The organism is Clostridium sp. CS1-1 (assembly GCF_056135525.1).
In genome coordinates this window covers 743,438-770,259 of sequence record NZ_CM148680.1, presented here as the reverse complement: position 1 = coordinate 770,259, position 26,822 = coordinate 743,438, and the positions used below count along the sequence as shown (strand labels likewise).

General features: G+C 33.2%; 30 protein-coding genes and 1 pseudogene. 9 read left to right on the top strand and 22 right to left on the bottom strand.

Features of this window, described 5'->3' with window-relative positions; translation table 11 throughout:
* Positions 1-263 precede the first annotated feature (263 nt).
* Positions 264-2,897 (bottom strand): pyruvate, phosphate dikinase, encoded by a 2,634-nt coding sequence (gene ppdK, locus AC0N0V_RS03455; protein WP_474462136.1) that lies wholly within the window; start codon positions 2,895-2,897, stop codon positions 264-266.
* 487 nt (positions 2,898-3,384) lie between these two features.
* Here ppdK and AC0N0V_RS03450 point away from each other — a divergent pair, with 487 nt between their 5' ends.
* Positions 3,385-4,557 (top strand): MalY/PatB family protein, encoded by a 1,173-nt coding sequence (locus AC0N0V_RS03450; RefSeq protein ID WP_474462135.1) that lies wholly within the window; start codon positions 3,385-3,387, stop codon positions 4,555-4,557.
* Positions 4,558-4,726: 169 nt separating this feature from the next.
* Here AC0N0V_RS03450 and AC0N0V_RS03445 read toward each other — a convergent pair whose 3' ends face one another.
* From AC0N0V_RS03445 to eutM, 18 genes are all read right to left on the bottom strand, one after another.
* A complete protein-coding gene (locus AC0N0V_RS03445) occupies positions 4,727-5,665 on the bottom strand; it encodes a DUF561 domain-containing protein (RefSeq protein WP_474462133.1) in 939 nt (312 codons plus the stop codon).
* A 295-nt stretch (positions 5,666-5,960) separates the two neighbouring features.
* Positions 5,961-6,158: a hypothetical protein gene (locus AC0N0V_RS03440; RefSeq protein ID WP_474462132.1), complete on the bottom strand. Its 198-nt coding sequence runs from the start codon at positions 6,156-6,158 to the stop codon at positions 5,961-5,963.
* A gap of 359 nt (positions 6,159-6,517) precedes the next feature.
* The gene (locus AC0N0V_RS03435) at positions 6,518-7,066 is read right to left on the bottom strand and encodes a BMC domain-containing protein (RefSeq protein ID WP_474462131.1); all 549 of its coding nucleotides are present in this window, start codon (positions 7,064-7,066) and stop codon (positions 6,518-6,520) included.
* 17 nt (positions 7,067-7,083) lie between these two features.
* Positions 7,084-8,412, bottom strand: coding sequence for a 4Fe-4S dicluster domain-containing protein (locus AC0N0V_RS03430; RefSeq protein WP_474462129.1), 1,329 nt, complete (start codon positions 8,410-8,412; stop codon positions 7,084-7,086).
* A 98-nt stretch (positions 8,413-8,510) separates the two neighbouring features.
* Positions 8,511-9,920: an aldehyde dehydrogenase family protein gene (locus AC0N0V_RS03425; RefSeq protein ID WP_474462128.1), complete on the bottom strand. Its 1,410-nt coding sequence runs from the start codon at positions 9,918-9,920 to the stop codon at positions 8,511-8,513.
* Positions 9,904-10,923 carry a cob(I)yrinic acid a,c-diamide adenosyltransferase gene (locus AC0N0V_RS03420; RefSeq protein WP_474462127.1) on the bottom strand — a complete coding sequence of 340 codons (1,020 nt, stop codon included), beginning with the start codon at positions 10,921-10,923 and terminating at the stop codon, positions 9,904-9,906. Before AC0N0V_RS03420 ends, AC0N0V_RS03425 begins: the two co-directional genes overlap by 17 nt.
* 11 nt (positions 10,924-10,934) lie before the next feature.
* Positions 10,935-11,210, bottom strand: a complete 276-nt coding sequence (locus AC0N0V_RS03415; protein ID WP_474462125.1) for a EutN/CcmL family microcompartment protein — start codon at positions 11,208-11,210, stop codon at positions 10,935-10,937.
* Positions 11,211-11,229: 19 nt separating this feature from the next.
* Positions 11,230-12,114: a flavoprotein gene (locus AC0N0V_RS03410; RefSeq protein ID WP_474462124.1), complete on the bottom strand. Its 885-nt coding sequence runs from the start codon at positions 12,112-12,114 to the stop codon at positions 11,230-11,232.
* A gap of 13 nt (positions 12,115-12,127) precedes the next feature.
* Positions 12,128-12,526: a hypothetical protein gene (locus AC0N0V_RS03405; RefSeq protein WP_474462123.1), complete on the bottom strand. Its 399-nt coding sequence runs from the start codon at positions 12,524-12,526 to the stop codon at positions 12,128-12,130.
* A 5-nt stretch (positions 12,527-12,531) separates the two neighbouring features.
* A complete protein-coding gene (locus tag AC0N0V_RS03400) occupies positions 12,532-13,185 on the bottom strand; it encodes a phosphate propanoyltransferase (RefSeq protein ID WP_474462122.1) in 654 nt (217 codons plus the stop codon).
* Between the two features lie 11 nt (positions 13,186-13,196).
* Positions 13,197-13,844 carry a BMC domain-containing protein gene (locus AC0N0V_RS03395; protein ID WP_474462121.1) on the bottom strand — a complete coding sequence of 216 codons (648 nt, stop codon included), beginning with the start codon at positions 13,842-13,844 and terminating at the stop codon, positions 13,197-13,199.
* Positions 13,845-13,910: 66 nt separating this feature from the next.
* The gene (locus AC0N0V_RS03390; RefSeq protein WP_474462120.1) at positions 13,911-14,342 is read right to left on the bottom strand and encodes a glycerol dehydratase reactivase beta/small subunit family protein; all 432 of its coding nucleotides are present in this window, start codon (positions 14,340-14,342) and stop codon (positions 13,911-13,913) included.
* A complete protein-coding gene (locus AC0N0V_RS03385; protein WP_474464428.1) occupies positions 14,339-16,165 on the bottom strand; it encodes a diol dehydratase reactivase subunit alpha in 1,827 nt (608 codons plus the stop codon). The genes AC0N0V_RS03390 and AC0N0V_RS03385 overlap by 4 nt, the downstream gene beginning before the upstream one ends.
* 13 nt (positions 16,166-16,178) lie before the next feature.
* Positions 16,179-16,694: a diol dehydratase small subunit gene (locus AC0N0V_RS03380; RefSeq protein ID WP_474462119.1), complete on the bottom strand. Its 516-nt coding sequence runs from the start codon at positions 16,692-16,694 to the stop codon at positions 16,179-16,181.
* Between the two features lie 10 nt (positions 16,695-16,704).
* Positions 16,705-17,373 (bottom strand): propanediol/glycerol family dehydratase medium subunit, encoded by a 669-nt coding sequence (locus AC0N0V_RS03375; protein ID WP_474462118.1) that lies wholly within the window; start codon positions 17,371-17,373, stop codon positions 16,705-16,707.
* A gap of 17 nt (positions 17,374-17,390) precedes the next feature.
* On the bottom strand, positions 17,391-19,058 hold the full coding sequence (locus tag AC0N0V_RS03370; RefSeq protein ID WP_474462117.1) for a propanediol/glycerol family dehydratase large subunit: 1,668 nt from the start codon (positions 19,056-19,058) through the stop codon (positions 17,391-17,393).
* Between the two features lie 17 nt (positions 19,059-19,075).
* Positions 19,076-19,897, bottom strand: coding sequence for a propanediol utilization microcompartment protein PduB (gene pduB, locus AC0N0V_RS03365; RefSeq protein ID WP_474464426.1), 822 nt, complete (start codon positions 19,895-19,897; stop codon positions 19,076-19,078).
* Positions 19,898-20,061: 164 nt separating this feature from the next.
* Positions 20,062-20,343, bottom strand: a complete 282-nt coding sequence (gene eutM / locus AC0N0V_RS03360) for an ethanolamine utilization microcompartment protein EutM (protein ID WP_474462116.1) — start codon at positions 20,341-20,343, stop codon at positions 20,062-20,064.
* Between the two features lie 237 nt (positions 20,344-20,580).
* Here eutM and AC0N0V_RS03355 point away from each other — a divergent pair, with 237 nt between their 5' ends.
* From AC0N0V_RS03355 to AC0N0V_RS03345, 3 genes are all read left to right on the top strand, one after another.
* Positions 20,581-21,792, top strand: coding sequence for a sensor histidine kinase (locus tag AC0N0V_RS03355; protein ID WP_474462115.1), 1,212 nt, complete (start codon positions 20,581-20,583; stop codon positions 21,790-21,792).
* 24 nt (positions 21,793-21,816) lie between these two features.
* Positions 21,817-22,581 carry a response regulator transcription factor gene (locus tag AC0N0V_RS03350; RefSeq protein ID WP_474462114.1) on the top strand — a complete coding sequence of 255 codons (765 nt, stop codon included), beginning with the start codon at positions 21,817-21,819 and terminating at the stop codon, positions 22,579-22,581.
* A 443-nt stretch (positions 22,582-23,024) separates the two neighbouring features.
* Positions 23,025-23,780, top strand: a complete 756-nt coding sequence (locus AC0N0V_RS03345) for a DUF4085 family protein (RefSeq protein WP_474462113.1) — start codon at positions 23,025-23,027, stop codon at positions 23,778-23,780.
* Positions 23,781-24,097: 317 nt separating this feature from the next.
* Here AC0N0V_RS03345 and AC0N0V_RS03340 read toward each other — a convergent pair whose 3' ends face one another.
* The 3 genes from AC0N0V_RS03340 to AC0N0V_RS03330 all read right to left on the bottom strand — a co-directional run bounded on the left by AC0N0V_RS03340 (position 24,098) and on the right by AC0N0V_RS03330 (position 24,942).
* Complete coding sequence (locus tag AC0N0V_RS03340; protein WP_474462112.1) at positions 24,098-24,247, bottom strand: hypothetical protein; 150 nt, start codon at positions 24,245-24,247, stop codon at positions 24,098-24,100.
* A gap of 151 nt (positions 24,248-24,398) precedes the next feature.
* Complete coding sequence (locus tag AC0N0V_RS03335; RefSeq protein WP_474462111.1) at positions 24,399-24,587, bottom strand: ATP-binding cassette domain-containing protein; 189 nt, start codon at positions 24,585-24,587, stop codon at positions 24,399-24,401.
* Position 24,588: 1 nt separating this feature from the next.
* On the bottom strand, positions 24,589-24,942 hold the full coding sequence (locus AC0N0V_RS03330; protein ID WP_474462110.1) for an FtsX-like permease family protein: 354 nt from the start codon (positions 24,940-24,942) through the stop codon (positions 24,589-24,591).
* A gap of 133 nt (positions 24,943-25,075) precedes the next feature.
* Here AC0N0V_RS03330 and AC0N0V_RS03325 point away from each other — a divergent pair, with 133 nt between their 5' ends.
* The 5 genes and pseudogenes from AC0N0V_RS03325 to AC0N0V_RS03305 form a co-directional block, all read left to right on the top strand.
* A complete protein-coding gene (locus AC0N0V_RS03325) occupies positions 25,076-25,582 on the top strand; it encodes a hypothetical protein (RefSeq protein WP_474462109.1) in 507 nt (168 codons plus the stop codon).
* A gap of 143 nt (positions 25,583-25,725) precedes the next feature.
* Entirely contained in the window at positions 25,726-25,863 is a 138-nt protein-coding gene (locus tag AC0N0V_RS03320) for a hypothetical protein (RefSeq protein ID WP_474462108.1), read from the top strand.
* A 59-nt stretch (positions 25,864-25,922) separates the two neighbouring features.
* The gene (locus tag AC0N0V_RS03315; RefSeq protein WP_474462107.1) at positions 25,923-26,267 is read left to right on the top strand and encodes a hypothetical protein; all 345 of its coding nucleotides are present in this window, start codon (positions 25,923-25,925) and stop codon (positions 26,265-26,267) included.
* A gap of 78 nt (positions 26,268-26,345) precedes the next feature.
* Positions 26,346-26,462, top strand: a complete 117-nt coding sequence (locus AC0N0V_RS03310) for a hypothetical protein (protein ID WP_474464425.1) — start codon at positions 26,346-26,348, stop codon at positions 26,460-26,462.
* Positions 26,443-26,756, top strand: a pseudogene (locus tag AC0N0V_RS03305) (IS1182-like element ISCpe5 family transposase); the annotation flags it as partial. The gene AC0N0V_RS03310 and the pseudogene AC0N0V_RS03305, both read left to right, overlap by 20 nt.
* Positions 26,757-26,822: the final 66 nt, after the last annotated feature.

The following is a 26,822-nucleotide window of genomic DNA, read 5'->3' as shown; positions in this document are numbered from 1 at the left end:
AATACTTAAACAAAATAGACCTTGGATTAAAAGGAGGGAAGTAGATCTTCTCATTCTCCTATTACTTATATATAGTAAAGATTTTTTCAATAGGATTGCATAAAGAAGCATGCTAATTTCTTGGAGTAGTTTTTATACATAAAGAAAGGTATGCTAATTTAATCTTAGCATACCTTTTTATATCAATATAATTCTAAAATCACAATGACTTTAATTAGGATATATAGCATATTCTAATACACCTGCTCTGTATTAGTCATTGTTTATTTTCGTGAATTTCTAACCTGAGCTTGTGCGGCAGCAAGTCTTGCTACCGGAACCCTGAATGGTGAACAAGATACATAATCTAATCCAACATTGTGACAGAATTCAATAGAAGATGGATCTCCACCATGTTCCCCACATATCCCAAGATGGATCCCTGGTCTTGTTTGCTTTCCAAGTTCTACAGCCATCTTAACAAGCTTTCCTACTCCTTTTTGATCTAATCTTTGGAATGGATCAAACTCGTATATTTTTTTATCATAGTAATCCTTTAAGAACTTACCTGCATCATCTCTTGAGAAACCAAAGGTCATCTGAGTCAAGTCATTTGTTCCAAAGGAGAAAAATTCAGCTTCTTTAGCTATCTCATCTGCTGTGAGAGCTGCTCTAGGTATCTCTATCATTGTTCCTACCAAATACTTTAACTCTATACCCTCTTTTTCTATTACCTCTTCAGCTGTTGCAACAACTATATCTTTTACAAATTTTAACTCTTTTACTTCTCCAACAAGAGGTATCATTATTTCTGGAACTATATTGTATCCCTTTCTTTTCTTAACGTCTATAGCAGCTTCTATAATAGCTCTAGTCTGCATTTCCGCCATTTCAGGATAGGATACAGGAAGACGACATCCTCTATGTCCCATCATTGGATTGAACTCATGTAAAGATTCAATTGTTGATTTTAAATCCTCAAAGCTTAATCCCATTTCTTTAGCTAGATCCTTTATATCCTCGTCAGCTTGTGGTAAGAATTCATGTAGAGGTGGATCTAGTAACCTTATATTTACCGGTCTGCCTTCCATTGCCTCATAAATTCCGATAAAATCTTCTCTCTGCATTGGAAGCAATTTATCTAAAGCCTTTCTTCTTTGTAATTCTGTCTTTGAAACTATCATCTCTCTAACAGCTGGTATTCTATCCTCATCAAAAAACATATGTTCAGTTCTACAAAGCCCTATACCTTCTGCACCAAACTTAATAGCATGCTTAGCATCTCTTGGTGTATCTGCATTAGTTCTTACCTTTAATGCTCTTATTTCATCAGCCCAGCCCATAAGCGTTCCAAAATGTCCACTTATTTCAGGTTCAACAGTTTTAATTGCTTGTCCATAAACATTTCCTGTGCTACCGTCTAATGATATATAATCTCCTTCATGATATATCTTTCCACTTAACATAAAAGTCTTTGCTTCTTCATCTATTTTTAAATCACCACATCCAGCTACACAACAAGTTCCCATTCCTCTAGCAACAACTGCTGCATGAGAGGTCATTCCTCCTCTTGCAGTGAGTATACCTTCAGCTGCTACCATTCCCTCTATATCTTCTGGAGATGTCTCAATTCTTACTAATACTACCTTTTCACCTTGCTCGTGATGTTTCTTTGCTGATTCTGCTGTAAAATAAACTTTACCACAAGCAGCACCTGGTGAAGCTGGTAATCCCTTTGCTATAATATCAGTATTTTTTAGTTCCTTAGAATCAAAATTGGGGTGCAAAAGTGAGTCTAACTGTTTTGGATCAACCTTTAGTATTGCTTCATCTCTTGTAATTAGCCCTTCCTCCACTAAATCAACTGCAATTTTCAATGCAGCTTGAGCTGTTCTCTTACCATTTCTTGTTTGTAGAAAATATAGTTTACCTTGCTCAATAGTGAACTCCATATCTTGCATATCTTTATAGTGATTTTCTAATCTTTCTGCTATTTCCATGAATTGCTCATAGCACTCTGGTAAATCTTCTTGTAATCTTGATATGGTCTGAGGAGTTCTTATGCCAGCAACAACGTCTTCACCTTGGGCATTTATTAAGTATTCACCAAATATAAGCTTTTCCCCTGTGGCAGGATTTCTAGTAAATGCAACTCCTGTTCCTGAGGTTTCTCCCATATTACCAAATACCATTGACTGAACGTTAACTGCTGTACCCCATTCTTCCGGAATATCATTTAATCTTCTATAAATTATTGCTCTTGGATTATCCCATGATCTAAATACAGCAGTTATAGATTCTAATAACTGATCCTTTGGATCCTGTGGAAAATCCTTTCCCATTTCTTGTTTATATAAGCACTTATATTTCTTAACAACATCTTTTAAATCTGATGAAGTTAAATCGTTATCAAATTTAACTCGTTTAAGTTCTTTTACTTCATCTAGAATATCTTCAAACTTTCTCTTTTCAATTCCCATAACAACATCAGAAAACATTTGAATAAATCTTCTATATGAATCATAGGCAAATCTTTCATTATTAGTCAATCTAGTTAAAGCTTCTACTGTCTCATCATTTAGTCCTAAGTTTAATATAGTATCCATCATTCCTGGCATTGAAACTCTAGCTCCAGATCTTACTGAAACAAGCAACGGATTATCTACACTGCCAAACTTTTTACCAGTTAATTTTTCAATTTTAGTAAGCGATTCGTAAACCTGCTTTAATACATCTTCAGATAATCTTTTACCGTCTTCATAATACTTTGTGCAAGCTTCCGTAGACAATGTAAAGCCCTCTGGAACAGGTATTCCTAAATTCATCATTTCAGCAAGATTTGCTCCTTTTCCCCCAAGCAAATTCTTCATCTTTGCATTTCCTTCGTTAAAAAGATATACATATTTTTTACTTTCCATTTAATAGCACGCCCCTCTATATAAACATTTTAGATATATAACCTCAATATAAGATATACTAATATCACATATTGTATATCACATATTGTATAGTATACACTATATAACATAAATATGCAACATATAATACACATTATATATTATATATCCTACAATAATTATTCTATTAATCCTTTCAATGCTAAAGGTTCCTAACTCTCCACTTTTTGATTAAAACAAGTCCCTCATTAAGATAAATCCTTAAGTATTTTTATTACTTTTATCTCTATTACGAATATCTACAGTTCATAGCTTTTATTCACCATCTATTAACTCTTTTCTAGATTCTAGAATTATAAGAAACATTTACAATAAATATTTGGCAATCCATTAAATTAGCATATTCTTAATATTGAAATAGTACTTATTTAAGTAGAGTAATATATTTACAGGCAGAATAAAACTAGTTACTTAAAAATGAAAATATAATATGATTGGGGGGCTAAAAGTGAAATATAATTTTGATGAAGTTATAGATAGAAAAAATAGCTTTGCTGCAAAATATGATGAGTTAAAACTTAAATATGGAAAAGAAGATTTAATACCTATGTGGGTTGCGGATATGGATTTTAAAACCGCGGAACCTATAATTAATGCTATGAAAAATAGATTAGGGCATGGAATCTTTGGGTATACTTCAAGGCCATCTTCCTATTATGAATCAATTAGTGGTTGGTTAAAAAAAAGACACGGATGGATTGTTGATATTAACCATATCACTCATAGTCCTTTAGTAATTCCATCTATAAATGTAATAGTTCAACATTTTACAAAACCGGGGGACAGGATAATAGTTCAACCTCCTGTTTACCCTCCATTCTTTGATGTTGTAAATAATAACAATAGGGAATTGGTACTCAATCCATTAAAGCTCAATAAAGGAAAATACGTAATGGACTATGAAAGCCTCGAACAAGCGGCTAAATCAGGAGCAAAGATGTTGCTCTTATGTAGTCCCCATAATCCTGTTGGTCGTGTATGGACTAAGGAGGAGTTAGTAACTCTTGGAAAGATTTGCTTAACGTATGGTGTAAGAGTTGTTTCCGACGAAATACATTCTGATTTAATTTTCAAAGGTAATAAACATACTCCTTTTGGAATGATTTCAGAGGACTTTTTTAAGAACTCTATAACCTGTATGTCACCAAGTAAAACCTTTAATATTGCAGGTCTACAAGCTTCTTTTGTAATTTTCCCTACTGAGGAGGAAAAACAAATATTTGATCGTGTTTGGTCTGTAATGGATATTAAAAGAAACAACTGCTTTAGTCTTGTTGCTACTGAAGCAGCATATAACCATGGAGAAGAATGGCTTGAACAGTTATTAGAATACTTAGAAGGTAATATATCCTTAGTAAATGATTATTGCAAGATATATATACCTAAAATTAAGCCTAATAGAGTTGAAGGAACTTATTTAGTATGGATAGATTGTAGCGAACTTGGAATGAATAAGGAACAATTATCTAGATTTATGATTGAGGAAGTAAAAGTTGCATTTAACCCTGGCGATAGTTTTGGAGTTGAGGGTGATGGCTATATAAGAATGAATATAGCATGTCCAAGAGTTAGAGTACAAGAAGTTTTAGAAAGGCTAAAAGTAGCAATAGATAAACTTTAGGATAGTTTTAATTTTAGTAAATAATAAACCTCTACAATACTTAACTTAAATAAAGTATTGCAGAGGTTATATTTTAGTAAATAGCTTTTTCTCTTAAATTAAATTCTCTCCATTTTTATCTATTACTAGTTTATCAATAGCACCCCAGCCGTTTTGATCAATTCCTACATTATACGAATGAACAAGAACTTAGTTTTTTTCTAACCTCTTCAGCTTCTGCAAACATTGAATTAATAACTTCTTCAACTGTTTTAATTTCGCAAATTAGCCCTGAAATTTGTCCTGCCATTACAGAACCATTTTCAACATCTCCTTCAAGAACTGCCCTTCGTAAAGAACCTAGAGCTAATTCTTCTAGTTCATCTCTTGATACACCTTTGTTCTCTAACTCTAAGTATTTAATTGACATATTATTTTTAATGCTTCTTACAGGAGCACCTAAACTTTTGCCTGTTACAAGTGTGTCGGTATCAGTAGCATTAATTATTGATTGTTTAAAGTTTTCGTGAGTAGGACACTCTACTGTAGTCAAGAAACGAGTTCCTACCTGTACTCCCTGAGCTCCTAATGCAAAAGCTGCTACTATTCCTCTTCCATCCGCTATTCCTCCTGCAGCAATTACAGGAATTGAAACAGCATCTACTACTTGTGGTACAAGAGCCATTGTAGTTGTTTCTCCAACATGCCCGCCAGATTCTGTTCCTTCTGCTACTACAGCATCTGCTCCTATTGCTTCCATTTTCTTTGCAATTTTAACGGATGGAACTACTGGAATAACAATAATACCAGCATCTTTCCACTTTTTCATAAAGGGAGCAGGGGAACCGGCTCCAGTTGTAAGGATTTTTACTCCTTCTTCAATAACCACTTCAGCTATCTCCTCACGATTTGGAGCCATTAGCATGACATTTACACCAAAAGGCTTATCTGTTAAGCTTTTACACTTACGAATTTCTTCACGTAGCCTCTCTGTGCTAAGTCCACCTGCTGCAATAATTCCTAATCCACCAGTATTTGATACAGCAGCTGTTAAATCTGCTAGAGCAATATGCGCCATTGCTCCTTGAAAAATTGGATATTTAATATTTAATAACTTTGCTATGCTCATTATTTTCCTCCAAATAATAGTAAATTTTATTATTCTAAACTAAATATAAGGTGTTACTACAAAGCAACACCTTAACTCATTAATTAGCATAATACAGATACTTTTCTTCTGTAATCTCCTTATTTATAAAACTCTTTATAAATTATAACATATTCCTTTTTATCACAACAATAAAAAGATGAACCTAACCTAACTTTAGAATTCATCTTTTCACTTCGTATTAATTTTATACTTTATTAAAATAGATATTATTTCATTTATCTCTTAACTCTATTTAGTAAAAATACAAACTGAATTAATCAGAAATTACGATATCTGATTTATTTGCAGCTATTTTTAAATTTATTATGCCTGACAAATAAGGTACAACTAACTTCTCATATATTCCACCGCCTAGAATCGCTCCTATAACTGGTGCAAATATTGGTACGATAAGTCCATAGCTGTTCGGCCCAAGTACTGTTGATCCCCAACCTTCATTAGATGCTCTCACTATATTCTTGCTATAGTTCCCGTCCCTATGAACATAAAAATAAAGGTACCTAAAACTTCTGCGATACACTCGCCAAATATATTATTTTTCATTTATAAATCCTCCCAAATATACTTTATTAGGATACTAATTCTTTCGAAATTTTATATAATTTTAATATAATATCAGTAAACTCATTATCTTCTACAACCTCAAAAGAATTGCAAAATTTGGCTACTTTTATGTTATAATATTGTTGTAACATTTTTTTAGCTTATGGTGAGTAATTCTCTGTAATCTATTCACCCACCGTAAGCCTTTTTAATAATTTAATTATCTCTTCTTTATTAGCTGTTCATAAATCAGTGATAATTTCTACACTATAATAAGTACTGTAGCAACTCCTTATTTGGAGCTGGTACTACAGCTTTGTTAACTAACATGCCACTTTCAATTGCAGTATTAGCTCCTACTGTTACAGCATTATTAACCGAACTTATATCTCCAGTAAGGGTTACAAATGCCTTACCGCCGATTCCGACTCCTAATCTAACCTCTATCAAATCCACATTTGCTGATTTAACAGCAGCATCTGCGGCAACAATAGCTGATGCAATACTAAAAAATTCTAATACTCCTAAATCTCTTAGCTTTTCTACGTTAGTTGATGCATTAATTGCAGGAATTAGCTGTGGATGAGCATTAGGCAAAAGTAACTTGTTTACTACATATTGCTGCCCAGAAGCTTCTCCATGATTGATTGCTGCTTGCACAGCACCTACGTTACCTGTAACCAAAATGATATATTTACCTGGACAAACAGTTTTTGCTAGAAGTAAATTTACTTCTGCAGATTTAAGCATTTCATCAGCAACTTCAATTCCTTTTGCTATACTATTTAATTCTATTAACCCTATAGTTCTTATCATATTTTCACCACCTCGGCTTATATAGCTTGTATAGCTATACTATCGCTTATTTCAGAAACTATGCCACTAATACTAGCGTGTATGTTTGAACCCATTTTACCTTCTTCTACCCTACCTATTACTTGCCCCTTTTCCACAACATCACCAGTATTAATAACTGGGTTTGCACCTGCACCAATTCCTTGTCTTAATGGAATCCTTACCTCCGTTGGTTCTATCTCCTGTCCTTCTTTCAATCTCTGTTTCTTATATCTATCTAACTGTAGCCTAGCTATTAATCTCTCTGTTGGTATTTTCCTGTAATCTCTCATTATATCAGCAGTAAATATATTCTTTTTATTTTCCCACTTTACTCCTTTTTCCCTTAACTTACCTTTTAAATAAACATTTATCCTCTTAGGAGATAACTTCATAGGGCAAGCAAACATTTCACAAACACCGCACTCGCAACATATCATTGCTTCTTTTAACACTTCGTTATCTAGATCGCTTAAGGCAATACTTCTCATAATCTTATGTGGGTTTAGAGGATGCCCAATTAAATTTCTAGGACACATATCAGTACAAAATCGACATTGAATACAAGCTGATCTAGCTTGATTCTTCATATGTTCAATAGTAGTTTTTTCTCTTTCAGCTAAGTAGTGATTCTCAGGTATTATAATAATCGCACCGTCAGCTTTTGTAACAACCCTACTTTTCATCTGTTCCTTTGAGATTTTCTTTCCCATCATAGGACCACCCATTATTATAACGTAGTCTTTAGTAGTTGCTCCGCCGCACTTTTCTACAACTTCCTTAACAGAAGTTCCTATAGGTACTTTTATAATTGAAGGTCTAGCTACTTCACCTATGACTGTAACAAATTTATAAGTAACTGCCTTATCTTGAAGTGCCTCAAAAACATTAAATATAGTACCAGAGTTTGATACTACCGCCCCAACATTTAAAGGAATTCCTCCTGGAGGTATTGTCCTTCCTGTTACTTCGTAAACTAAAATCTGCTCATCTCCTGCGGGATAAAAAACCCCGCTTAAATGAAGCTTTGCCCTGGAATTAAATTTTTGTATAGAATTCTTCAGTGCCTTTATTTCTTCCTGATATTCCTTTTTTAAGCCTATCACGATATGCTCTGCTCCAATTGCATTTCCGATTTCCTCTGCAGCCTGTATTATTTCATCACTCTTAGTTCTCATCATATACTTATCTGATTGGAGCAAGGGCTCACATTCCAATCCATTTATTATAAAATATTCAACCTTACAATTTAACTTAACATGAGTAGGAAACCCAGCTCCACCAGCTCCTATAACTCCCGCTTCACGAATCTTTTCTAATAGCTCCACAACTGCACCTCCTCTTCTTCGTTCACACTATAGAGTGTGTGGAATTTAAATCCCATAACTTCATCCAGCGGTACCACTAAAGTTTTGAATCTAGTCCTCTACACTATTCTGAAAGACTCAACCATTGTGCATCTTCTTTGTCTAGTGAAAGAAACTGCATTAGTTAGGCCCTCACCAGTAGGTCCAGCTATAGTAAATGTTGTATGTCCCTCTCCACCAAAACCAATTCCAGCATAAGATGGTGCATTCTTAACAAATATTGTAGTATCTATTGCTCTAGCCATTCTAGTAAGGTTGTCTACATTCTTAGAATGCATAATAGCTGTATGTCTATTTCCATGCTCATCCTGGACAGCAAGCTTTAGAGCCTCGTCAAAATCCCTTGCCTTAACTATAGGAAGAATAGGCATCATAAGCTCTTCTTGAACAAATGGATGACTATTTTCTGTTCTGTATATTAAACACTCAATTCCATCTACATTACTTTTTCCTATATTTTGTAGTATATACTTAGCGTCTTTTCCCACAAAATTTTTATTTGGGGAATATGTGTTGTTTTCTTTATTATGAACTAAAACCAAATTAGCTACTTTCTCAGCCTCTTCATCATTTAATTCATAAACTGCTCTATTACTCTTCATTTCTCTTATTAATTCCTCGTAAACAGCTTCTACTACTATTGCCTCTTTTTCAGCTATACAAGGTAAGTTATTGTCGAATGTGCATCCTGCAATTATGTCTCTTGCACCCTTTTTGATATCAGCAGTTTCATCAACTACTACTGGTGGATTTCCTGCTCCAGCTCCTATTGCTTTCTTTCCTGATGAAAGAGCCATCGTTACTATAGCTGGTCCGCCAGTTGCAACTATCATTCTTATTTTGTTGTGTTTTAATAATATATTTGTATTCTCTAATGAAGGCTTCTTAACTGCAGTAATTAAGTTATTTGGTCCGCCAGCATTCTTTATAGCTTTATTTAATTCTCTAACCATAGTTAACGATGCATTAAATGCTCCTGGATGAGGTGACAATACTACAGCATTTCCCCCAGCAAGCATTCCTATACTATTGCAAGCAACTGTAGCTGCTGGATTTGTAGACGGTGTAATTGATCCTATAACACCAAAAGCACCATTCTCTACAAGTGTAAGTCCCTTGTCACCTGAGTAGGCATTAGTTTTTAACACTTCTGTTCCTGGTGTTTTCTCTGCTGTTAATTTTAATTTTAAATACTTGTGATCAATTCTCCCCATTCCCGATTCGTTAACACAAAGAGTTGCTATATTCATAGCGTTATCTAGTATTGCTTTTCTCATAGCGGCTATGAATTTTTCACGTTCTTCAATTGAGTATGATGAATACTTTTTCTGTGCTTCATAAGCTGCTTCTACAGCTTCATCCATAGTATCAAATATTCCATCACTAACTTCTGTCTTAATATCCCTTTGACTCATCTCCTTTAAAACTTTTTCTATTATAAATGATAATTCATTACTTCCTAATTCCATTTAAAGATACCTCCTCAAAAATCTCTACTCCATGCCTTGCAACCTGCATATCCTGTTCAGCAGAACCACCACTAACACCTAATGCACCAATTACTTTTCCATTAATCTTTAATGGAAATCCGCCTCCAAAGGTAATTATCTTTTCCATATTATTAAGTCCATAAAATTCTCCGCTTGGTAAGGCAGATTGATGAAGTTCATGTGTTGGATTTTCAAGCACTGCTGAAGTATAAGCCTTCTTCATAGCTACTTCTACACTAATTAAAATAGAGTCATCCATACTCTCAAGTAATTTAATATTGCCACTAAAATCTGTTACACAAATAACCATAGGCACTCCTATTTCATATGCCTTTTGTATACATTTTTTAGTTATATATTCAGCTGCTTCCCTGCTAATTATGTTTCTACCATCCATAACTTGTAATTTCGAATCCTTCTCTATTTCAACATTTTGTTTGAGATTTTTTATATTTTCTTCAGCTTTTTTCATTATATCTTGATAGTCAAAATATCTAGCTATTGCATAGAGAGCATCAGATAACCTATTGGTATATCTCATTAAATTACTACTAACTTCATGAGAATTTTTAAGTTCAGATATATATCTTTCAGCTCGTCTTACATCTGTTCTTGCTACATCAAGATGAGCTGATTCTACAGTTCCTCCAGGTACTATAAATCCATTATAAGAGGGTCTAATTGCTTCTAACTCATCTATAGTTTTCTCAAGAAATGTTATATCTTCATCCTTTACTCTTTCCTTATAGTATTCTGTTCCTACAGATGCAAGTTCCGCACCAACTTCAAAAAGAGTCCTTTGAACATTTAGAAGCTTTTCTCCTAACTCTTTTTCTTTAATATAAGCCCTCGCTACCCCAATAGATGAGTTTGCTTCATCTATACTTCCATAGGACCATACTCTTAAATCATATTTTTCCGCTCTATCTCCACCAACAAGACTAGTACTTCCCTTGTCCCCGGTCTTGGTGTATATTTTCATTTAACCACCACCTAACCTTCATTCCATTCAATAGAGTCCACAATGCCTATAATTGAAGCATCCGCAGGTATTACCTTTTCAGATATATCTACATACCTTGCACCGCTTCCTGTAACTACGATTACAACATCCCTAATTCCAGCTCCAACCGTGTCTATAGCAATTATAGGCTCTCCTGTAGTTTTTTCATCTTCATTTATATGTTTAACTATTAAAAGTTTACTTCCTATAAACTTTGGATCTTTTTGCGTTGACACAACTTTTCCAACAACTTTTGCTAAAAACATATTGACGCTCCTTTTTTAATTAACAATACTTAATGTTAATCTTCTTATTATATATATAATCCTTTGCTAATGGAGTTATCAAAGAACCCTCTTTTATAGAAATTTCTTTTGAATTTTGTGTGACTCTCATTATATCCTCTATAGTAAGGATTCCAGATAAAACTTTCTCACTTATATTAACTTTATCAACCACAGCACTTATATCCTTTTTATTATCAGTGTTTAGATTATTATCTTTAATTTCTTCGTTGTTATTTCCTGAATATTCAAACTTATAAATATTGCTTTCATCTACCTTGGTACTATTAATAAATGTGTTTCCGTGGCACTTACTTTCAATCACATTATTTGAGATGCTGAACTTTTCGTTTATACTTCTCTTTAAATCATTAGAAGTGATGAACTTAACTCCCCAATTGATTAAGCTATCTTGGTAACCTAAAACAAACTTATTATACGCAGGATTTTTGCTGAAACCCAAAGATATATTCTTAGGGTTTTGAGGATTGAAACTATCGTTAACGGCAGTTATCTCTTTATTCATCATAATAGCTTCAGCTATTCCCGTAGTAACCAAATTATCTTGAATACCTGTAGCACACTTAGCTAGGGTATTTCTTGTCATTACTGGGATTAATATTATGTCAGCTTCTCTTACAGCTTTGGTCATTTCCACTTTACAATCTATTAACTTACAATTTAAGTTAGTAATATACTCTTGCGGAATAACTTTTTTTGCTGCATCTGTCATTACTATATCGTATTGGAGCATTTTCATAGAAGATAAGGTTGTAAATATTTCCTTTAAGTTTACTGCTCCACCGGATATAAATAACAACACTCTCTTATTCATCATATTTATTATCTGTGCAATTATAGGTCTTAGTAACTCTTCAATATCCATTTACTCACCTCTCTTACCTAACGCTACTCATAGCTATTCCTATATTTATCCCTGGAGGTATTGCTGTAGCAGCATAATCAAGGGTCCTGTTTAGAGTTTTTTCTAACTTACTTTTTAACTCCCTAACTATTGTCACAGCCTTTAAATATTCAACCACTATACCATCCTTAACAACACTTGCAGGATATAGCTCTGCAGCTATCGGCATATTATCCTTATCTAGTACAGTTATAACAATATTACATGTACCTAAATCCACGCCTATTTTAAGTTCTGCCTTATCATCTATTTTATTTGAATTTGAATTTGAAATCGTATCCTCCATCTGCTTAATAAAAGCGTTAGCCTTATTAAGTATGTCCTCAGCTTTTTCATCTATGGAAATAACCTCTACATCTGTATTCTTCAGCATATCTATCACCTGCTTTTACTTATTATCCTAATAAGCTGATCATTCTTTAACTCAGCCGCATTAGCCTCATCAGTATCTAAGTGAAATTCTAATTCTGACTGATTACTAACCCTAATAAGAACATTTTTAAATATTACTCCCTTATCCCCAGCAGTCTCTACATTTACTAACTCTCCATCTTTTACACCATAAAGCTTTGCATCTTCTTCCGCCATATGAATATGTCTCTTCGCACAAATTACTTTATTATTAAAGATAACCATGCCCTTTGGTCCAATAACAGAAAGACTTTCTGAACCTTCAAGATCTCCAGAATTTCTAACTGGGGGTTTTATTCCTAGCGTAAAAGCATCTGTCCTTGATATTTCAATTTGGCTATATTTTCTTACAGGACCTAAAATTCTCACCTTTTGGAAAGAACTCTTAGGTCCTGCAATAGTTACTGTCTCATTAGCCGCAAATTGTCCTGGCTGCTTTACATTATTTTTTATTGTAAGTTCATACCCCTTACCAAATAGGCATTCTAAATCCTCTTGAGTAACATGAATATGTCTGTTAGATATGCCTAAAGGTATTGAGAATTCTCTATTTTTCACCTCAGCCTTTGTCACAATATCTATTACTGTATCTCTTATCAAAGTTTCATTTATATCTACCATTTATATCACCTTCAAGTCCTTTTATAGTGAATACATAAGTTTCTTGGTTGTCCTTTTCTTCTTGAACAGTTTGAATCGTGGCATATATTACATATATCTTCACTTTCTTCTTCATTTTCATGCTCATTTAAAGAATGATCATTCTGTGGAAATTCTGCATCATGGCTTTTTCCTACTCCATCTTGTTGTTTTTCATTAGGATCAATGACGTAAAAAATTTTTTTATCTTCAGATTCTTCTTTCACACTCTCTTCAACTTCTCCGGTGTTACCTTCTTTTATACCATTTTCAACTGTGCCTTCAAATTGTTCCTTATTTATATCTTTTTTTATGTCCTCTTTTGAGTCACGTTCATTTTTATCAGAATTACTTCCTTCAGCAGTATCAGACTGAATAAACTTTTCTAAATTGGCAGCCGGTCTTGGTATAATAAGAGATGCATAAACCTTATTAATTCTAGATGCACTAACTTTCGCTGCTTCAAGAGCTGACTTAACTGCCCCTACATTTCCTCTTATCTTAATAGTTACTAAACCAGACCCCTTTGTTAACTCGTATCCGATTAGCTCTACGTTAGCTGATTTAACACAGCTATCTGCTGCCTCCATTGCTGCAGCCATTCCAACAACTTCAATAACACCGAGGGCTTCTCCACTCATCAAAACCCCTCCTTAAAACTAATTTTATTATTAATATCTTTAGTATTACATCTTACCCTTAAAAATTTATATAATTTTTAACTGGCTCAAAACAGAAACTACCGCTTCCCTAATGCTGTCCTCTAAATCGTCTCTAACCTCGTCTAATTTCTTAAGAGGCATTACCTTATACAGCCTTGCTGCGTTGGCTCCTACTATTCTTGCCTTTTCTCTATATTGAGAAGTTAGCATTACGTCTATAAGTGGCTTATCTTCTTTAAGTTTATTATGTTGCAGTATTATTCTATTGCCTATAATCCCAACTGCTATACCTATCCTAGACTCTATAGATGCTACATGTAAATCTCTAAGTACAGTATCTTGATTAAACTCTACTTTTTTAACGCTGTATGGAATCCCCTCTTCTTCTATGCCTGCAAGAAGTTCCTTTAGAATTGCCCCTTCGTAGTTGTTTACTATGACAAAAATACATGGTGTTTCTAAGTTTATACTTATCATATTTTATTACCTCTTAAGCTATTGTAGTAAGAAATTACAAGTCCAGTTGCAACGGCATTTCTAGGCCCTTGAACTCCTCTTATATTACCTCCTCCACAAACAACTCCATAATGCGACAACTCATCTGATATCATTTCAGGAATTTCAAAATCCAATGCAGATCCCCCAACTAATACCACAAAGTCAATACATCTCAAATCATGATTAGGTGCAATGCCTTTTAATGCCCTAATAGTATTGGTTACAAAAACCTTTCGTTTTGCCTCTCTTCTAACCATTTTTATTTTTTCTATAGGATGCTTTGTAGGAATTGGGAGCAGTTCATCATTTTTCACCACTACGTTTCTTGCAAATAAACCTGAATCTAAAGGTTGTTGGAAGAAACATACAGTTCCATCTTCATATCTTATATTGAAAAGGCTTTCCACTTTAGCAAGAGGATATTTCTTTATATCTTCTGATAAATTATAGTCCTCAAGTCCTAGTTCAGATTTTATAAGCATTGTAACCATTTCTCCTGCACCTGCATGATGAATTGCTTTAACATCTCCTCTTTTATCGATGTAGGCTGAGTCTGTTGAACCTCCTCCTATGTCTAATATTACAAGAGGTTTATCTGTTCCAGGAGTGGTTAAAGCTCCAAGTACCGCCATATTAGCCTCTACCCCACCTATCAAAACCTTAACTTTAGTTTCACTTTCAAGCTTTTTAGCTATATTCTCCATAGGTAACTTACTTGTTTTTACCATAGCTGCAAGAGCTACAGCATTCTCTAAGGCAAACTCTTCCGCGAGTCCCCCTTGAACCTTCTGTGGTATAAATGTGTCCACGGCTAATATATCCTGTATCTTTATATCTTCCACATTTTGTCCGGTAAGTTCACTCATAACTTGTCTTACTCTCTCTATCATTCCACCTACATTAGTACCTGGTTCTCCGCTAACATCATTTAAGGGCCATATTTCACTTAAACTGTCCATCACCGAATTAGCGCCTTCTTCTATGGCTACCTTACTTTGCTTAGTTCCTGTAAGTATTAGTTTTCCAGCAGGTATAACTCTCTCTTTTACATCCCCTTCAGGGGTTCTTATGACAACAGCTGACCTATTGCCAATAAGAGCCCTTGAAATTGGGATTATGTGTTTAGTTTCTTCAGGTGAAAGTTTAAAGACAGTGGCAAGTCCATAAGGATTAGATAGAACTTTTATAGTTCTTCCAGGTACTGCTACCTCTACTGCCGCAAGCATCCCCATGGGAACCTTGTCGATGTATGCAACTTCGTCAACGATAGGTATTTTTTTATTAAGTCTATTTGATATTATTACTCCGTCATCCCTTTGTACTACTGCACCAGTAATTTGAATGTTCTTTTTAAATCCTTCATTTAGTTTCTTTGCTGCAGTTTCAAAATCTACTGATTTAGGAATTATGCAGATTACTTCCTCATTACTATGAATGTGCTCAAGCTCATCAAGAAATATAGTTCTTCCATTTCCAACTCCTATACCGCCAGGGGTATCAGGGTTGTGGCCTATCATTGTAGATTCGGTTATTATAGTCTCAGTTATAGTCTCCATAGCTACATCACCAATAACTGGTGTCGCTTCATTAATACATATGGAGTCGAGTTCCTCCATCGCCACATGTATAGTATTGCAAGCTTCCTTCAGTGCTAAAATAACCCCTGCAACGTTATCTGTAGTTCCTTTAATTCCAGTAGTTTTGACCATGCTACTTGTAAGAAACTTTAGGTTATCTTCAAAATCTGCTATTGCAACCTCTGTAGTAGAGTTTCCTATATCTACTCCTGCCACAAGCTTCACTTCTATCACCTACCTAAACTTTTAATCTGCCTCTCTTCTCGTATACTCCTGCTGCTTCTCTAACAAGCGTAGCATTTATTTTTGCATTATACTTACTTTCTAACTCGTCTGCTATAACAAGTAGTTCTTCTTTTGTAGACCTATATGGTCTTAATGCATTATAGATCTCAAGAACTCTTTCATCTGGAACTACAGTAAGCTCTGCGGCTCTTCTAAGATTTCTTGCAAATTGAACTCTTCCTATAGACTCTGCAATTTCAGCTTGATATAATAAAACCTCTGGAGTTATCTTTATATCATCTGCAGTTATATCACCACTTAAAACATTCTCTATTCTTATATCCTTTAAGCTTTTTCCTGTCTTTGTCTTTATAAGATCCTCTCTTTTTTGTGCTAAAGGATAATCCTGTTTACTAAGTTTTTCTTTACATTTAGTAGCCTTTACTTCCTGTAAAGGCTTGTCCTGAGATACTGTTATTGTCTTTAATACCTGACTAACTATCTGTTCTATTAAAGCGTTATTATCCATAAATTCACCCCTATTCGAAAACTACTTTTAATTCTATAGGTTTAGCATTTTGTACTACATGCTCTGTTTCTTTTATATGAAGCACAGCTGCCTTGGCTTGATATCTTGGTCTAGCCATTTGATCATTTCTTATTGGTACCGGATTTGGTGATTCACCTTTAGCATATTTAGCAGCATTTTTTCCTATAGCTCTATATGTTTCTTTATCAATTAATGGAGCCTGAGAAAATAACTCAAGGTTACTTAATGGAGCTAAATCTCTTTGATGTATAACTGTAGTTCCTTTTGATTGTACACCTATGCCAACACCTGAACCACTTAACTTCGCACCATCAAGGGCTACAAACCCTACGTCAGAAGTACGTAAAACTCTTATAATTCTTACAGTTACCCCTTCTTCCTCAATCCCAGCCATAACCTCTCTTAATACATCCTCATGTGATATTCCAACTATTGTTTCTGTTTGGTAAAGCCCAAAGGCAGGTGCTAGTGCTATAACGACCTCGTCACTTCTTTTTCCACTTATAGCTTGTCCTGTTTCTTGAAGTTTCATCTTACCAACTTTTGAAACGTAGTTGTTTACTTTAGCATTATCCGTGCCTACATTACCCTGTAGTTGCTGTAAAACTTGCTTAGTTATTAATTCTATTAATTCCTCGTTAGACACTGAGTTAACCATACACTAATCACTCTCCCCTACTTTATTTTATTAGGATCTAGAGCATGAGTTATGTTTTGTATTTCTTCCCATCTCTTTCCTTCAAGTCTATATCCTGTACCAGGTCCCATGTAATCGTTACGATCATTAACAGCACTTATAACATTGAACTCTCTGTCAAGTATAGCGGATGCATGTAGATAATCTCCTGCCACTCTTTGCTTTAACAGGTTCAGGACTCTCTCTGCTATTTCTGGGAATCCACCCTTATGCAATCCTTTAACAATATCAAGACCAGTAACACCGCGAGTTAACAACTCTTGAGCAGCCTTTAGGTCTTCTACTACGTTTCTCTGTGGCATATCGTTACTACCATGAGCATATGTTGCAGCTTCAACTTCCTCGTCAGTAATTGCAGGTAGACCTAATTCCTTAAATACCGCTTGAAGTACTCTTGCAGCTTTATTTCTAACTGCTATAACATCTTCCTCTTTTACAGGTTTAAGTCCGCCGTCAACTTTTAAGTCTCTCTGAAGAACTAACCAATCATCATAGTCTTCTGCATCCCAGTTGGAACCAGCAAACATGTTATCATAGTTTGGTGTAGAACTATATCCTGAACATATAAAATCAGTTCCTGGTAAAAACTGCATCATAGTTCTTGCTGTTCTTCTTATATCAGAGTGAGTAAATGTTTGGTCGTTACTAGAAGCAACCTCTAGATCAAGCATTGTTGTTATAAGGTTTTCACCTAGCACTGCTCTTATACCTCCTGGCACTGCAGCTGGAACGCCTATACAGCTAACTGAACCATTTTGTAATCCTTGAACTCCTGCACCTTTCGTTATCATTATGCATCTTGTTTCCAAGTAAAGCATTGATTTTCCTTCTGCATATCCCATTTGAACTTCTGAACCAGTACCAGACGTAAATCTCATTTTAAGACCTCTTGAAGCATAAGCTGATGCTAAGAAGGATTTTGACCAAGGAGTATCATCTCCATCTACAAATACGTTTTCGGTTCCGTAAACTGATATTGTTTCTGCATAAGAAGTATATCCAAGCATACCTAGTTTAAGCTCTGTAGCCTCTTCTAAAGCACACTGTGTTAAAACTCCACCCCTTCCAGTTTGTGCACCTATTAAAAGTCCAAGTGCATTGAATGGAGCATATCTTACTACCCCTACTGTTGTCTCCATTTCATCAAACCCTCTAAGAGCTGATTCAGCTGCATCTGCTGCTATCTGAACTGGGTTATCGCGTACGTTAGTTACGTGGCATTGGTTTGATGGAGTTCTTCTTGCTCTCATCTTTTGAAGAGCCATCATCATTTCAACTACATTTAGCTTATCTACTACCTCTACAAGCTTTGCAGCAGTTAAAGAAGTAGTTATTTCTATAATTTCATCTCTTGAAACATTTATATCTACAAGCATTCTGGATATAGCAACCGAGTCTATAGCCATAGCTTTTTCTGTATTTTCTATATTGATAGCATGATCAGCTAAAAAGGAATCTATAAAATCAAAATCTTCTCTCCTTTTTCCGTCCATCTCTACTATTTTGCCATTTTCAACTTTAACACTTGGTACTGGATCAGTAGGGCTTCCTATTGCTATCAAGCCGACCTCTGGCCATTCCTTAACAAACCCATCATTATGAACTGGTCTATTTTCTAATATTTCAAATCTTTTAGATCTCTTCACCGTAACACCACCCTCTGTTAAATATATGGTTGAGTATCTGACTTAGCATCTTGTCCCATTGACTTTAAAATAGAAAGGCCTACTTCTCTAGCTGCTATTACAGATTGTCTAACAGCACCAGAATCTCCAGTAATAGTAATTATAACTTCATTTGAATGAGCAGTACCAGCTCCAGGACTTGCATAAGTAACCATTTCAACATTTGCTGTTTTCATAGCCGCATCTGCCATTACTACACCGATTCCAGCAGGAGCCCCTACAATTATTCCAAAAGCTTTTCCAAGTGGAGCGCCAAAAGCTTTTTCTAGAGCCAAACTTGCTCTTGCTGTGTATTGAAGTTCAAGGTGTCCTGCATCACATCCGTACACATCTCCAAATGTTCTATCTAGTTGAGCTAGAGCTACTTCTACAGCTCTTCTAGCATCTGATACATCTTCTGCGGCTAGGATAATTAAAGAACCATGTCCTGCCCCACCCTTTGTATCTCTTGCAAGTTCTATACTTACAACCTCAGTATTAGTAGCCTTTACAGCTTCATCTGCAGCCATAATTTGGGGACCTGCTCCTACTCTTGCACTAATTATTCCAATAGAACGATACTTTTTATCTAATCCCATTTTCTCATGAAGATAATAATCTACATTAGCTATAACTAAACCAACGGTATCTCCTCTTCCAGTTCCAACGAATTCTGTTATTGCTGATGGTGCACTCATAACTTGTACCTCCCTCTTCTCTTCTATTACAATATTTTTTTCTTTTATTTCATTAACTTCTTTCACACCAGTAGCCTCTTTTTCTACCACTTGTTGAGCTACCGATTGAATTATTTTACCCATTAATTCACTATCTACAGTTTGTAAGTTTAACCTCTTTCTCACTTCTGTTAAAACCTTTTCAATAATCTCATTATTCATGGCTTTTACCCCTTAACCTTAATATGGTATTCCATTAATTCATAACCTTTTGATGAATCTGAATATCGCTTCCTGCTTTAGAGTTGCTATTCTGATAATTTAGGTAATATTTTTTCTACATCTGTATGTGGTCTTGGAATTACATGTATAGATACAACTTCTCCAACTCTCTTAGCTGAAGCAGCTCCGGCATCTGTAGCAGCTTTTACTGCTCCTACATCTCCTCTAACCATTACAGTAACTAATCCTGAACCTATTTTTTCATACCCTATAAGTGCAACATTTGCAGCCTTTACCATCGAGTCTGCAGCCTCTATAGCAGCAACCAATCCTTTTGTCTCTACCATTCCTAATGCTTCTTGTCCCATAAAGACACCTCCAAAATTTTTTTACATTATTATTGTATATCATTTTAACAGAATATTTCGGCAATATTTCATTCAGTTTTTGTCTTATATTAACTTGTTGAAATGGTAATTTATCCACCTATTTTTGTAATTTTTATACATATACTATATGTTACTAATTGATTTTGAAAATCTTTACAAGTATAATAATTACTATATTATTAAGTTTAATTGTTAATTTGCGGGGGGGGCGTTTTTATGAGTAATTTAAATCATTATACCCTTGATAAAATTATAGATATAGATTCTCTCCAGAATATTCAAGATAAGTTTTCCAAGATGACAAATCTTTCTGCTGTAACTGTTGATAAGCTTGGTAACCCTATAACAGCACCAAGTAATTTTACGAAATTCTGTAATTTAATTAGAACTTCTAAAATTGGATATAATAAGTGTATTAATTGCGATGCAGAAGGTGGACTAAAAGCTATTGTGCTAAAAAGACCAGTAATATATACATGTCATGCTGGACTTACTGATCTATCAGCTCCAATCATTGTAAATGACACCTATCTCGGCACCATGGTTTGTGGTCAGATAATGGTTAAAGACAGAAAAAATAAAACTTCTATTAATTTAAAAAGGCTTTCCTGTGAAACAAATATACATATTGATGAGCTTGAGGCCGCACTAAAAGAGATAAATGTTATTGAATATAATAAAATAACAGATGCTATAGATTTCCTCTCTTTCTTTGCTAACTTAATTGCCAAAATGGGTATTTCAACTTTAATTCATTTTGATTTACTTACAGAAACAAAAGAGAAAATGAAATATCAACAGTTAGCCAAGGATTCACAAATTAAGTCTCTCCAGTCAAAAATTAATCCTCATTTTTTGTTCAATACTTTAAATACAATTGCTGGAATGGCACTAATGGAAGATTGTGATAATACAGCTAAGCTTATATACTCCCTTTCTGATATGCTAAGATATAGTCTCATACATTCAGAAGATATGGTTGAAATTGGAGTTGAACTAGAAAGTATACGTAAATATCTATTCATTCAAACGGTAAGATACAGCGATAAACTTAGCTACGACATAGAAATTTCAGACGAAATACTAAAGTACAAAATTCCAGCTATGACTTTACAACCTCTTATTGAAAATTCTATTATACATGGATTAGAGCCCAAAAATGGTTCTGTAAAAATTAAAATTACTGGCCAAGTAGTGTGTGATAACGAACTTATAATAAAAATATCAGATGATGGTATTGGTATGGATAAAGAAACATTGGATATGGTATCAAATAGAATAAATTCCTCTTCTAGCAATGGTGGCATTGGAATGAAAATTGTTCACGATAGGTTAGTCTATTACTTTGGTAATGAATTTGGTATCAGTATAGATAGCTCTCTAAATATTGGAACAACAATATATGTTAAAATTCCTGTTGTTAAATAAAGTTTATCTTGGAGGTATTTATTAATGTACAAGATATTAATCTCTGATGACGAAGCTTTCGAGCGCAAAACCATAAGATTTTTGCTTAATAAAAGTTTCCCGAATCTAGAAGTAATTGAAGATGCTAAAACAGGAAATGAAGCCATTTTACTGGCTAAAAAATATAAGCCCAATATAATTATTATGGATATTAAAATGCCTGAACTGGATGGCTTGAAAGCTCAAGAATCAATTATTAAGTTTCTTCCTAATGTAAAAACTATAATTTTAACAGCCTATGATAGCTTTAGTTTTGCGCAAAATGCTGTTAAGCTTGGGGCAATTGATTATATTTTAAAACCAGTAAAACCAGATGAACTAAATGAATCAATTAGTAAGATTCTTTTTTCGTTAAAGAACGAGCATGAAAATAACTTTCATACACCTTTAGAAATTCCTTCTAACAAAGAACCCATTCATAGAGCCCTAGAATATATAAGTAAAAATTTTAATAAAAACATAAATCTTGAATTAGTATCAGAATATGTTCACCTAAATTCTCACTACTTTAGTAGATATTTCAAAAATAATACTGGGGTAAATTTTACAAAATATGTATCAAAACTTCGTATAAAAGAAGCAAAGAGATTACTTTTATCTACAGATAAAAGTATAAGTAGAATATCTTTAGATATCGGCTACATAGATGCCACATATTTTACTAAGGTTTTTATAAAGTATGAAGGAATATCCCCTCATAAATATAGGCTAACCAAGAAAAAAAATTCTATAGGATTAGATAGGCTTTAGTTCCTAAATGTTTTCACAATATATAGTTACTACAACTTCGTATAGATATCCAAACTAGAAAGTTGACTTATTCGGAGAGACATAATACCAATTTGAGGATAGATTTAAATATTTTTTTAGTAGTCTTAGCGAAGGATTTATGAAAGACTTAGAATCTTAGATTGTCTGAGCGTCAGCGAGTTATCAAAGATTCTTAGTCTTTCATAAATTCTGAGCTTTAGACTACTTAAAAATATTTAACGTACCTAAAATTGGTATTATGTTTCGTAGGATAAGTCAACTTTCGGTATTGTTTATCTATATAGGTAAGCAACACCAAAGTTAGGCCTACACCCCGGGATGTACTAGTAATTTTTCTGCACCATAATAAAGATAAAGAATAAAAAAAAATAACTGATGAGTATATCTTTGATTTTTATTTTCGAAGGGAGAAAGTGAAAATAATGAATTATTTTACAAAAGAGTGGTATAAACTATGTCAAAAAACCAGTGCTCATTTGCTTTTAGAAGAAACAGAAGCAGCAGAATCTTTTTCAGATGAATATTTTCAGCAATTATACAATCAAAAATTGACGGAGTGGCTAATTTCACGGGAACGAATAGCCTCATATAAGCTCGAATATCAAGTTACGAAAGAAATCTATGCTCCATACGAACCGTTTGATAGAAAAAAAGCATCAGAACAATTTCATAAAAAATTCATGAATAATCAAGAGAGCATAAAAAAAATATTACCAGAAGAAATACTAAAGGAAATAGCAGATATTCGTGTTTATGCGTTGGATAAGGCATCTAATCAAGTAATAAAGGCTATAACTCAATTCTGTCATAATAATCAAAAACTAGTAAATGATACAACTAAAGAATATCAACTATATTATAAAAAAGCATCAGAATTATTTGATGAGAATATAGTTAAGAATATAAACTTTCATGATTGTACAGTTATAGACATAAACCAAACAGAAAAGACTTTGTCCATATTATTTGATAACTCCGGCGGTTTTATGGATATAGATGAAATTCGATTTGAAAACTATGAAATAATAAAGCAAGATTCTTTACTAGAAAACTCACGGTGGCTTTATGATGAACTATATAAGACAAATGGAAAATATGAATTACATGTTTTGCTTGAAAATAAAAATATGGATTTAGTAGATTTTATTCTTTCTGCTGACAACATTACCTTCATGTAAAAGTTTCGTAATATAGCAACTGACTGAGATTATTATAGATATGTGATAATTTCAGATTCTTCTTATATTATCAGTTAATCATAAATCCGCGATGTTTGAGTATTAGTAATTTCATAAGCACTGGATAGATTTAAGATATTTCAATGTAAAAGCACCGTAAAATTCAACGCTGAATAATACGGTGCTCAGGTAAGCCTATCTTTTTGAATTAGGGAGTTATACCAAACTTAATATTAAAATTAAGAAAAAAGTTTAGTGCGATGGTATAAAGTTTTATTTCATATTATTAATCTTAATCTATTAGTAATTTTTGATTACTATTTTTCAATGGCCTTTTCCCATCCCAATTGTAATAACCCAGAGATTGCTAACGTATCTCCTGAGAAAAGTGCTATAACGCCAGCAATAGGAATACATAAAGAAGAAATTGAAAATTTTTGTAGTAACTCATTTATCTTATCAATCAAATTAATCACTCCTATTTTTATATTATTTATAAAGCCTTCAGTGTTCTAATAAGTCATTATATATACTATATTATACAGTTACTAATTTAATAATACAAATCTTCAAAAGATTATACTTTAAATAATTATTAATTAGTAAATATGGGATATATTACTTCTCAGACGGTGTATCAATGCATCCAATAATATTTAAAATGGTGGATTTTCCCGAGCCTGATGGACCCATTATTGCAATCATCTCGCCTTCGTTACTATCTATACTGACTCCATTTAGTGCATAAGCTTGAGCGCCACCTTTACCATAAACTTTCATAATATTTTTTAAAGATATTAAAGTCATATTATTTTCCCTCCCTAAGTAGTTCTACTATATTTAATTTGATAACTTGTCTCATAGGAATAATTGCAGCTAAAATTCTAGTAATTAAAACCAATATGAAGACCTCAACTAAATCTTTGAAACTAAAACTTAATAAGTAAGATAACTCAATATTGTTACTTAGGTATTTGTTTAAATAAATCTCTAAGACTTTAAAAGGTACAATTATAACTACAGCTGCAATAAGATTAGTAAATAATATTTCATTAAAAATTAAAATTTCTAGTTCGTGTAGAGTAGACCCTTGAGACATTCTTATTCCAAATTCCTTTTTACTATTTTGATTTTGAATGTACTGTTTTGTTATACCACTCATTCAGACATAAAACTAAATAGTTTTACAGTAGTGAAAGAAAACTATTTATAGTTTATGTTACCCATTTGTAAATATAAACTTATATGGTATATAATTAAATAACTGGATAATTCAATAAATAGATAATTGTAAAATGGAATTAATTAGAAGGGGGAGAGAGTTTACGAAAAAGAAAGTGATATTAATTTCTTTGGTATTAATATTTGTTTCTTTGTTTTTAGCCTTCAAATTTATTGGCGATACAAAAACAATAGAAGAAGCAATAAATACATCTGGTTCAAAGACAGTAAGTATTATTCATGAAGAGAAAAATGATAAAGGAAGCATAGTGTTTAGTTATACCTCTGGTGGTAACGGTCTGTATACTGCTGTTGTAAGAAAAGATATTAGTGGGTACAAGACTGTTTATAGTGGCGTACAAGGGGATATAAAATTTGTTTTAGATAAATTTGGCATGTCACATACCTACTTCCCTAATATAGAAAAAACTTCACTTCCAATTTATTTTGGATTGATTGGAAATCCTGATATTAGTGAAATAAAAATTATTGAGAAAAAAAGAAATATTGAAAGTCAAGCGAAATCATTAATGCTAATGGTACAAAAATATGGCTTATATAAAGGTAGATATAGAATATGATAATAATGGAGATATAATAATTGACTCAAATAAATAAAGAATTATTATAATTATAAAAAATCGAATGCTTAGTTCTCATTGTACAGAATTAACTTAAATTGGACCTTTTCCCAAAAGCTTTGTTTGTATTTTGCAACAAACAAATGAATAAGTTAAATATACTACATTTTCACGAAGGATTTTGGATATATTACTATAGGTTAGAGAGAAATAATTACCATATCATTATTTGGAGAACCTTTAACAATAGACTCAGAAAATACTTGGGTTGGATATTGTAAAAATAACCTTAGACAATTATTTCCTAAGTTCCTCTGTCGAACTCGAAAAGGAGGTCGCTATGTTTTTTTATGTAGCAGTTATTATACTGGTAATAGTTATATCTTGCTCTTTAGTAGGTATTTATTATTTCTCAAAACAAGAATATAATAATTTTTTTGTAAGTTTATTATTAGATGAAGACAAGCTAAAATCACTCAAAGCAAATAAAATAAGTCAAAACGAATATAAAAAAATCAATTTTATATTAAATGTTCGAACTATATTTTTTATAGTTTTATCAATAGCAACTATTTATATTTTAAAATTGAGTAACCAAGATCTTAAATATATTATGATTATTTCACTGTTTGCATTTAAATTTGTTTCAGATAAATTCATTGAAAGACCATTTTATAAAAAATAAAAATGGGTATCTTAAAATAGAAGCTACTTTCTATTTGGGACACCTATTTTTGCTTTATAAAAGCAAAAGGCATACCCAATTCAAGGTAGAAATCCAGCAGCATCTTCAAAGATTCTATTTAAAATATTAGTTTGTTCATATATGAATGATACTTACTCAAGTAGAAGAATAGAGAAAAATTCAAAGATCTATTAAAAATTTCGAAGATATAATCGAAAAACAAACTAAGTGCGATCAATATAATAGCACCTTCGACGAACGAAATAGTTTTTCAAAGACTGATAAAGATACCACTTTTATGCACATGAAAGAAGACCATATAAGGAATTCTCAATTAAAGTCGGGATGTAATATCCAAATTAGTGTAGAAAGAGAATATATTGTAGGTGTAGACGTATCTAGTGAGAGGTCTAATCAGATTACATTTATTCCTTTAGAAGAATTGAAGTATGCTCTATCTCAAAATTTACTAATGTTATGGCTAATACTTGATACAAGAGTGAGGAAAACCATGTTTATTTAGAAAAGATGCTGTCTCAAAATGATTTTGATATT

Coding starts and splice junctions, on each gene's coding strand:
- AC0N0V_RS03445 (WP_474462133.1), bottom strand. CDS start 5,665: ATGAGCATAGCAAAGTTATTAAATATTAAATATCCAATTTTTCAAGGA.
- pduB (WP_474464426.1), bottom strand. CDS start 19,897: ATGGGTAAAATAATTCAATCGGTAGCTCAACAAGTGGTAGAAAAAGAG.
- AC0N0V_RS03415 (WP_474462125.1), bottom strand. CDS start 11,210: ATGTTTTTAGCAAAAGTTGTTGGAAAAGTTGTGTCAACGCAAAAAGAT.
- AC0N0V_RS03375 (WP_474462118.1), bottom strand. CDS start 17,373: ATGGTTAACTCAGTGTCTAACGAGGAATTAATAGAATTAATAACTAAG.
- AC0N0V_RS03345 (WP_474462113.1), top strand. CDS start 23,025: ATGAATTATTTTACAAAAGAGTGGTATAAACTATGTCAAAAAACCAGT.
- ppdK (WP_474462136.1), bottom strand. CDS start 2,897: ATGGAAAGTAAAAAATATGTATATCTTTTTAACGAAGGAAATGCAAAG.
- AC0N0V_RS03355 (WP_474462115.1), top strand. CDS start 20,581: ATGAGTAATTTAAATCATTATACCCTTGATAAAATTATAGATATAGAT.
- eutM (WP_474462116.1), bottom strand. CDS start 20,343: ATGGGACAAGAAGCATTAGGAATGGTAGAGACAAAAGGATTGGTTGCT.
- AC0N0V_RS03330 (WP_474462110.1), bottom strand. CDS start 24,942: ATGAGTGGTATAACAAAACAGTACATTCAAAATCAAAATAGTAAAAAG.
- AC0N0V_RS03350 (WP_474462114.1), top strand. CDS start 21,817: ATGTACAAGATATTAATCTCTGATGACGAAGCTTTCGAGCGCAAAACC.
- AC0N0V_RS03395 (WP_474462121.1), bottom strand. CDS start 13,844: ATGAGTGGAGAAGCCCTCGGTGTTATTGAAGTTGTTGGAATGGCTGCA.
- AC0N0V_RS03425 (WP_474462128.1), bottom strand. CDS start 9,920: ATGGAATTAGGAAGTAATGAATTATCATTTATAATAGAAAAAGTTTTA.
- AC0N0V_RS03400 (WP_474462122.1), bottom strand. CDS start 13,185: ATGGTAGATATAAATGAAACTTTGATAAGAGATACAGTAATAGATATT.
- AC0N0V_RS03390 (WP_474462120.1), bottom strand. CDS start 14,342: ATGATAAGTATAAACTTAGAAACACCATGTATTTTTGTCATAGTAAAC.
- AC0N0V_RS03420 (WP_474462127.1), bottom strand. CDS start 10,923: ATGAAAATATACACCAAGACCGGGGACAAGGGAAGTACTAGTCTTGTT.
- AC0N0V_RS03320 (WP_474462108.1), top strand. CDS start 25,726: ATGAATAAGTTAAATATACTACATTTTCACGAAGGATTTTGGATATAT.
- AC0N0V_RS03435 (WP_474462131.1), bottom strand. CDS start 7,066: ATGATAAGAACTATAGGGTTAATAGAATTAAATAGTATAGCAAAAGGA.
- AC0N0V_RS03315 (WP_474462107.1), top strand. CDS start 25,923: ATGTTTTTTTATGTAGCAGTTATTATACTGGTAATAGTTATATCTTGC.
- AC0N0V_RS03335 (WP_474462111.1), bottom strand. CDS start 24,587: ATGACTTTAATATCTTTAAAAAATATTATGAAAGTTTATGGTAAAGGT.
- AC0N0V_RS03410 (WP_474462124.1), bottom strand. CDS start 12,114: ATGGATATTGAAGAGTTACTAAGACCTATAATTGCACAGATAATAAAT.
- AC0N0V_RS03405 (WP_474462123.1), bottom strand. CDS start 12,526: ATGCTGAAGAATACAGATGTAGAGGTTATTTCCATAGATGAAAAAGCT.
- AC0N0V_RS03380 (WP_474462119.1), bottom strand. CDS start 16,694: ATGGATAATAACGCTTTAATAGAACAGATAGTTAGTCAGGTATTAAAG.
- AC0N0V_RS03325 (WP_474462109.1), top strand. CDS start 25,076: ATGGAATTAATTAGAAGGGGGAGAGAGTTTACGAAAAAGAAAGTGATA.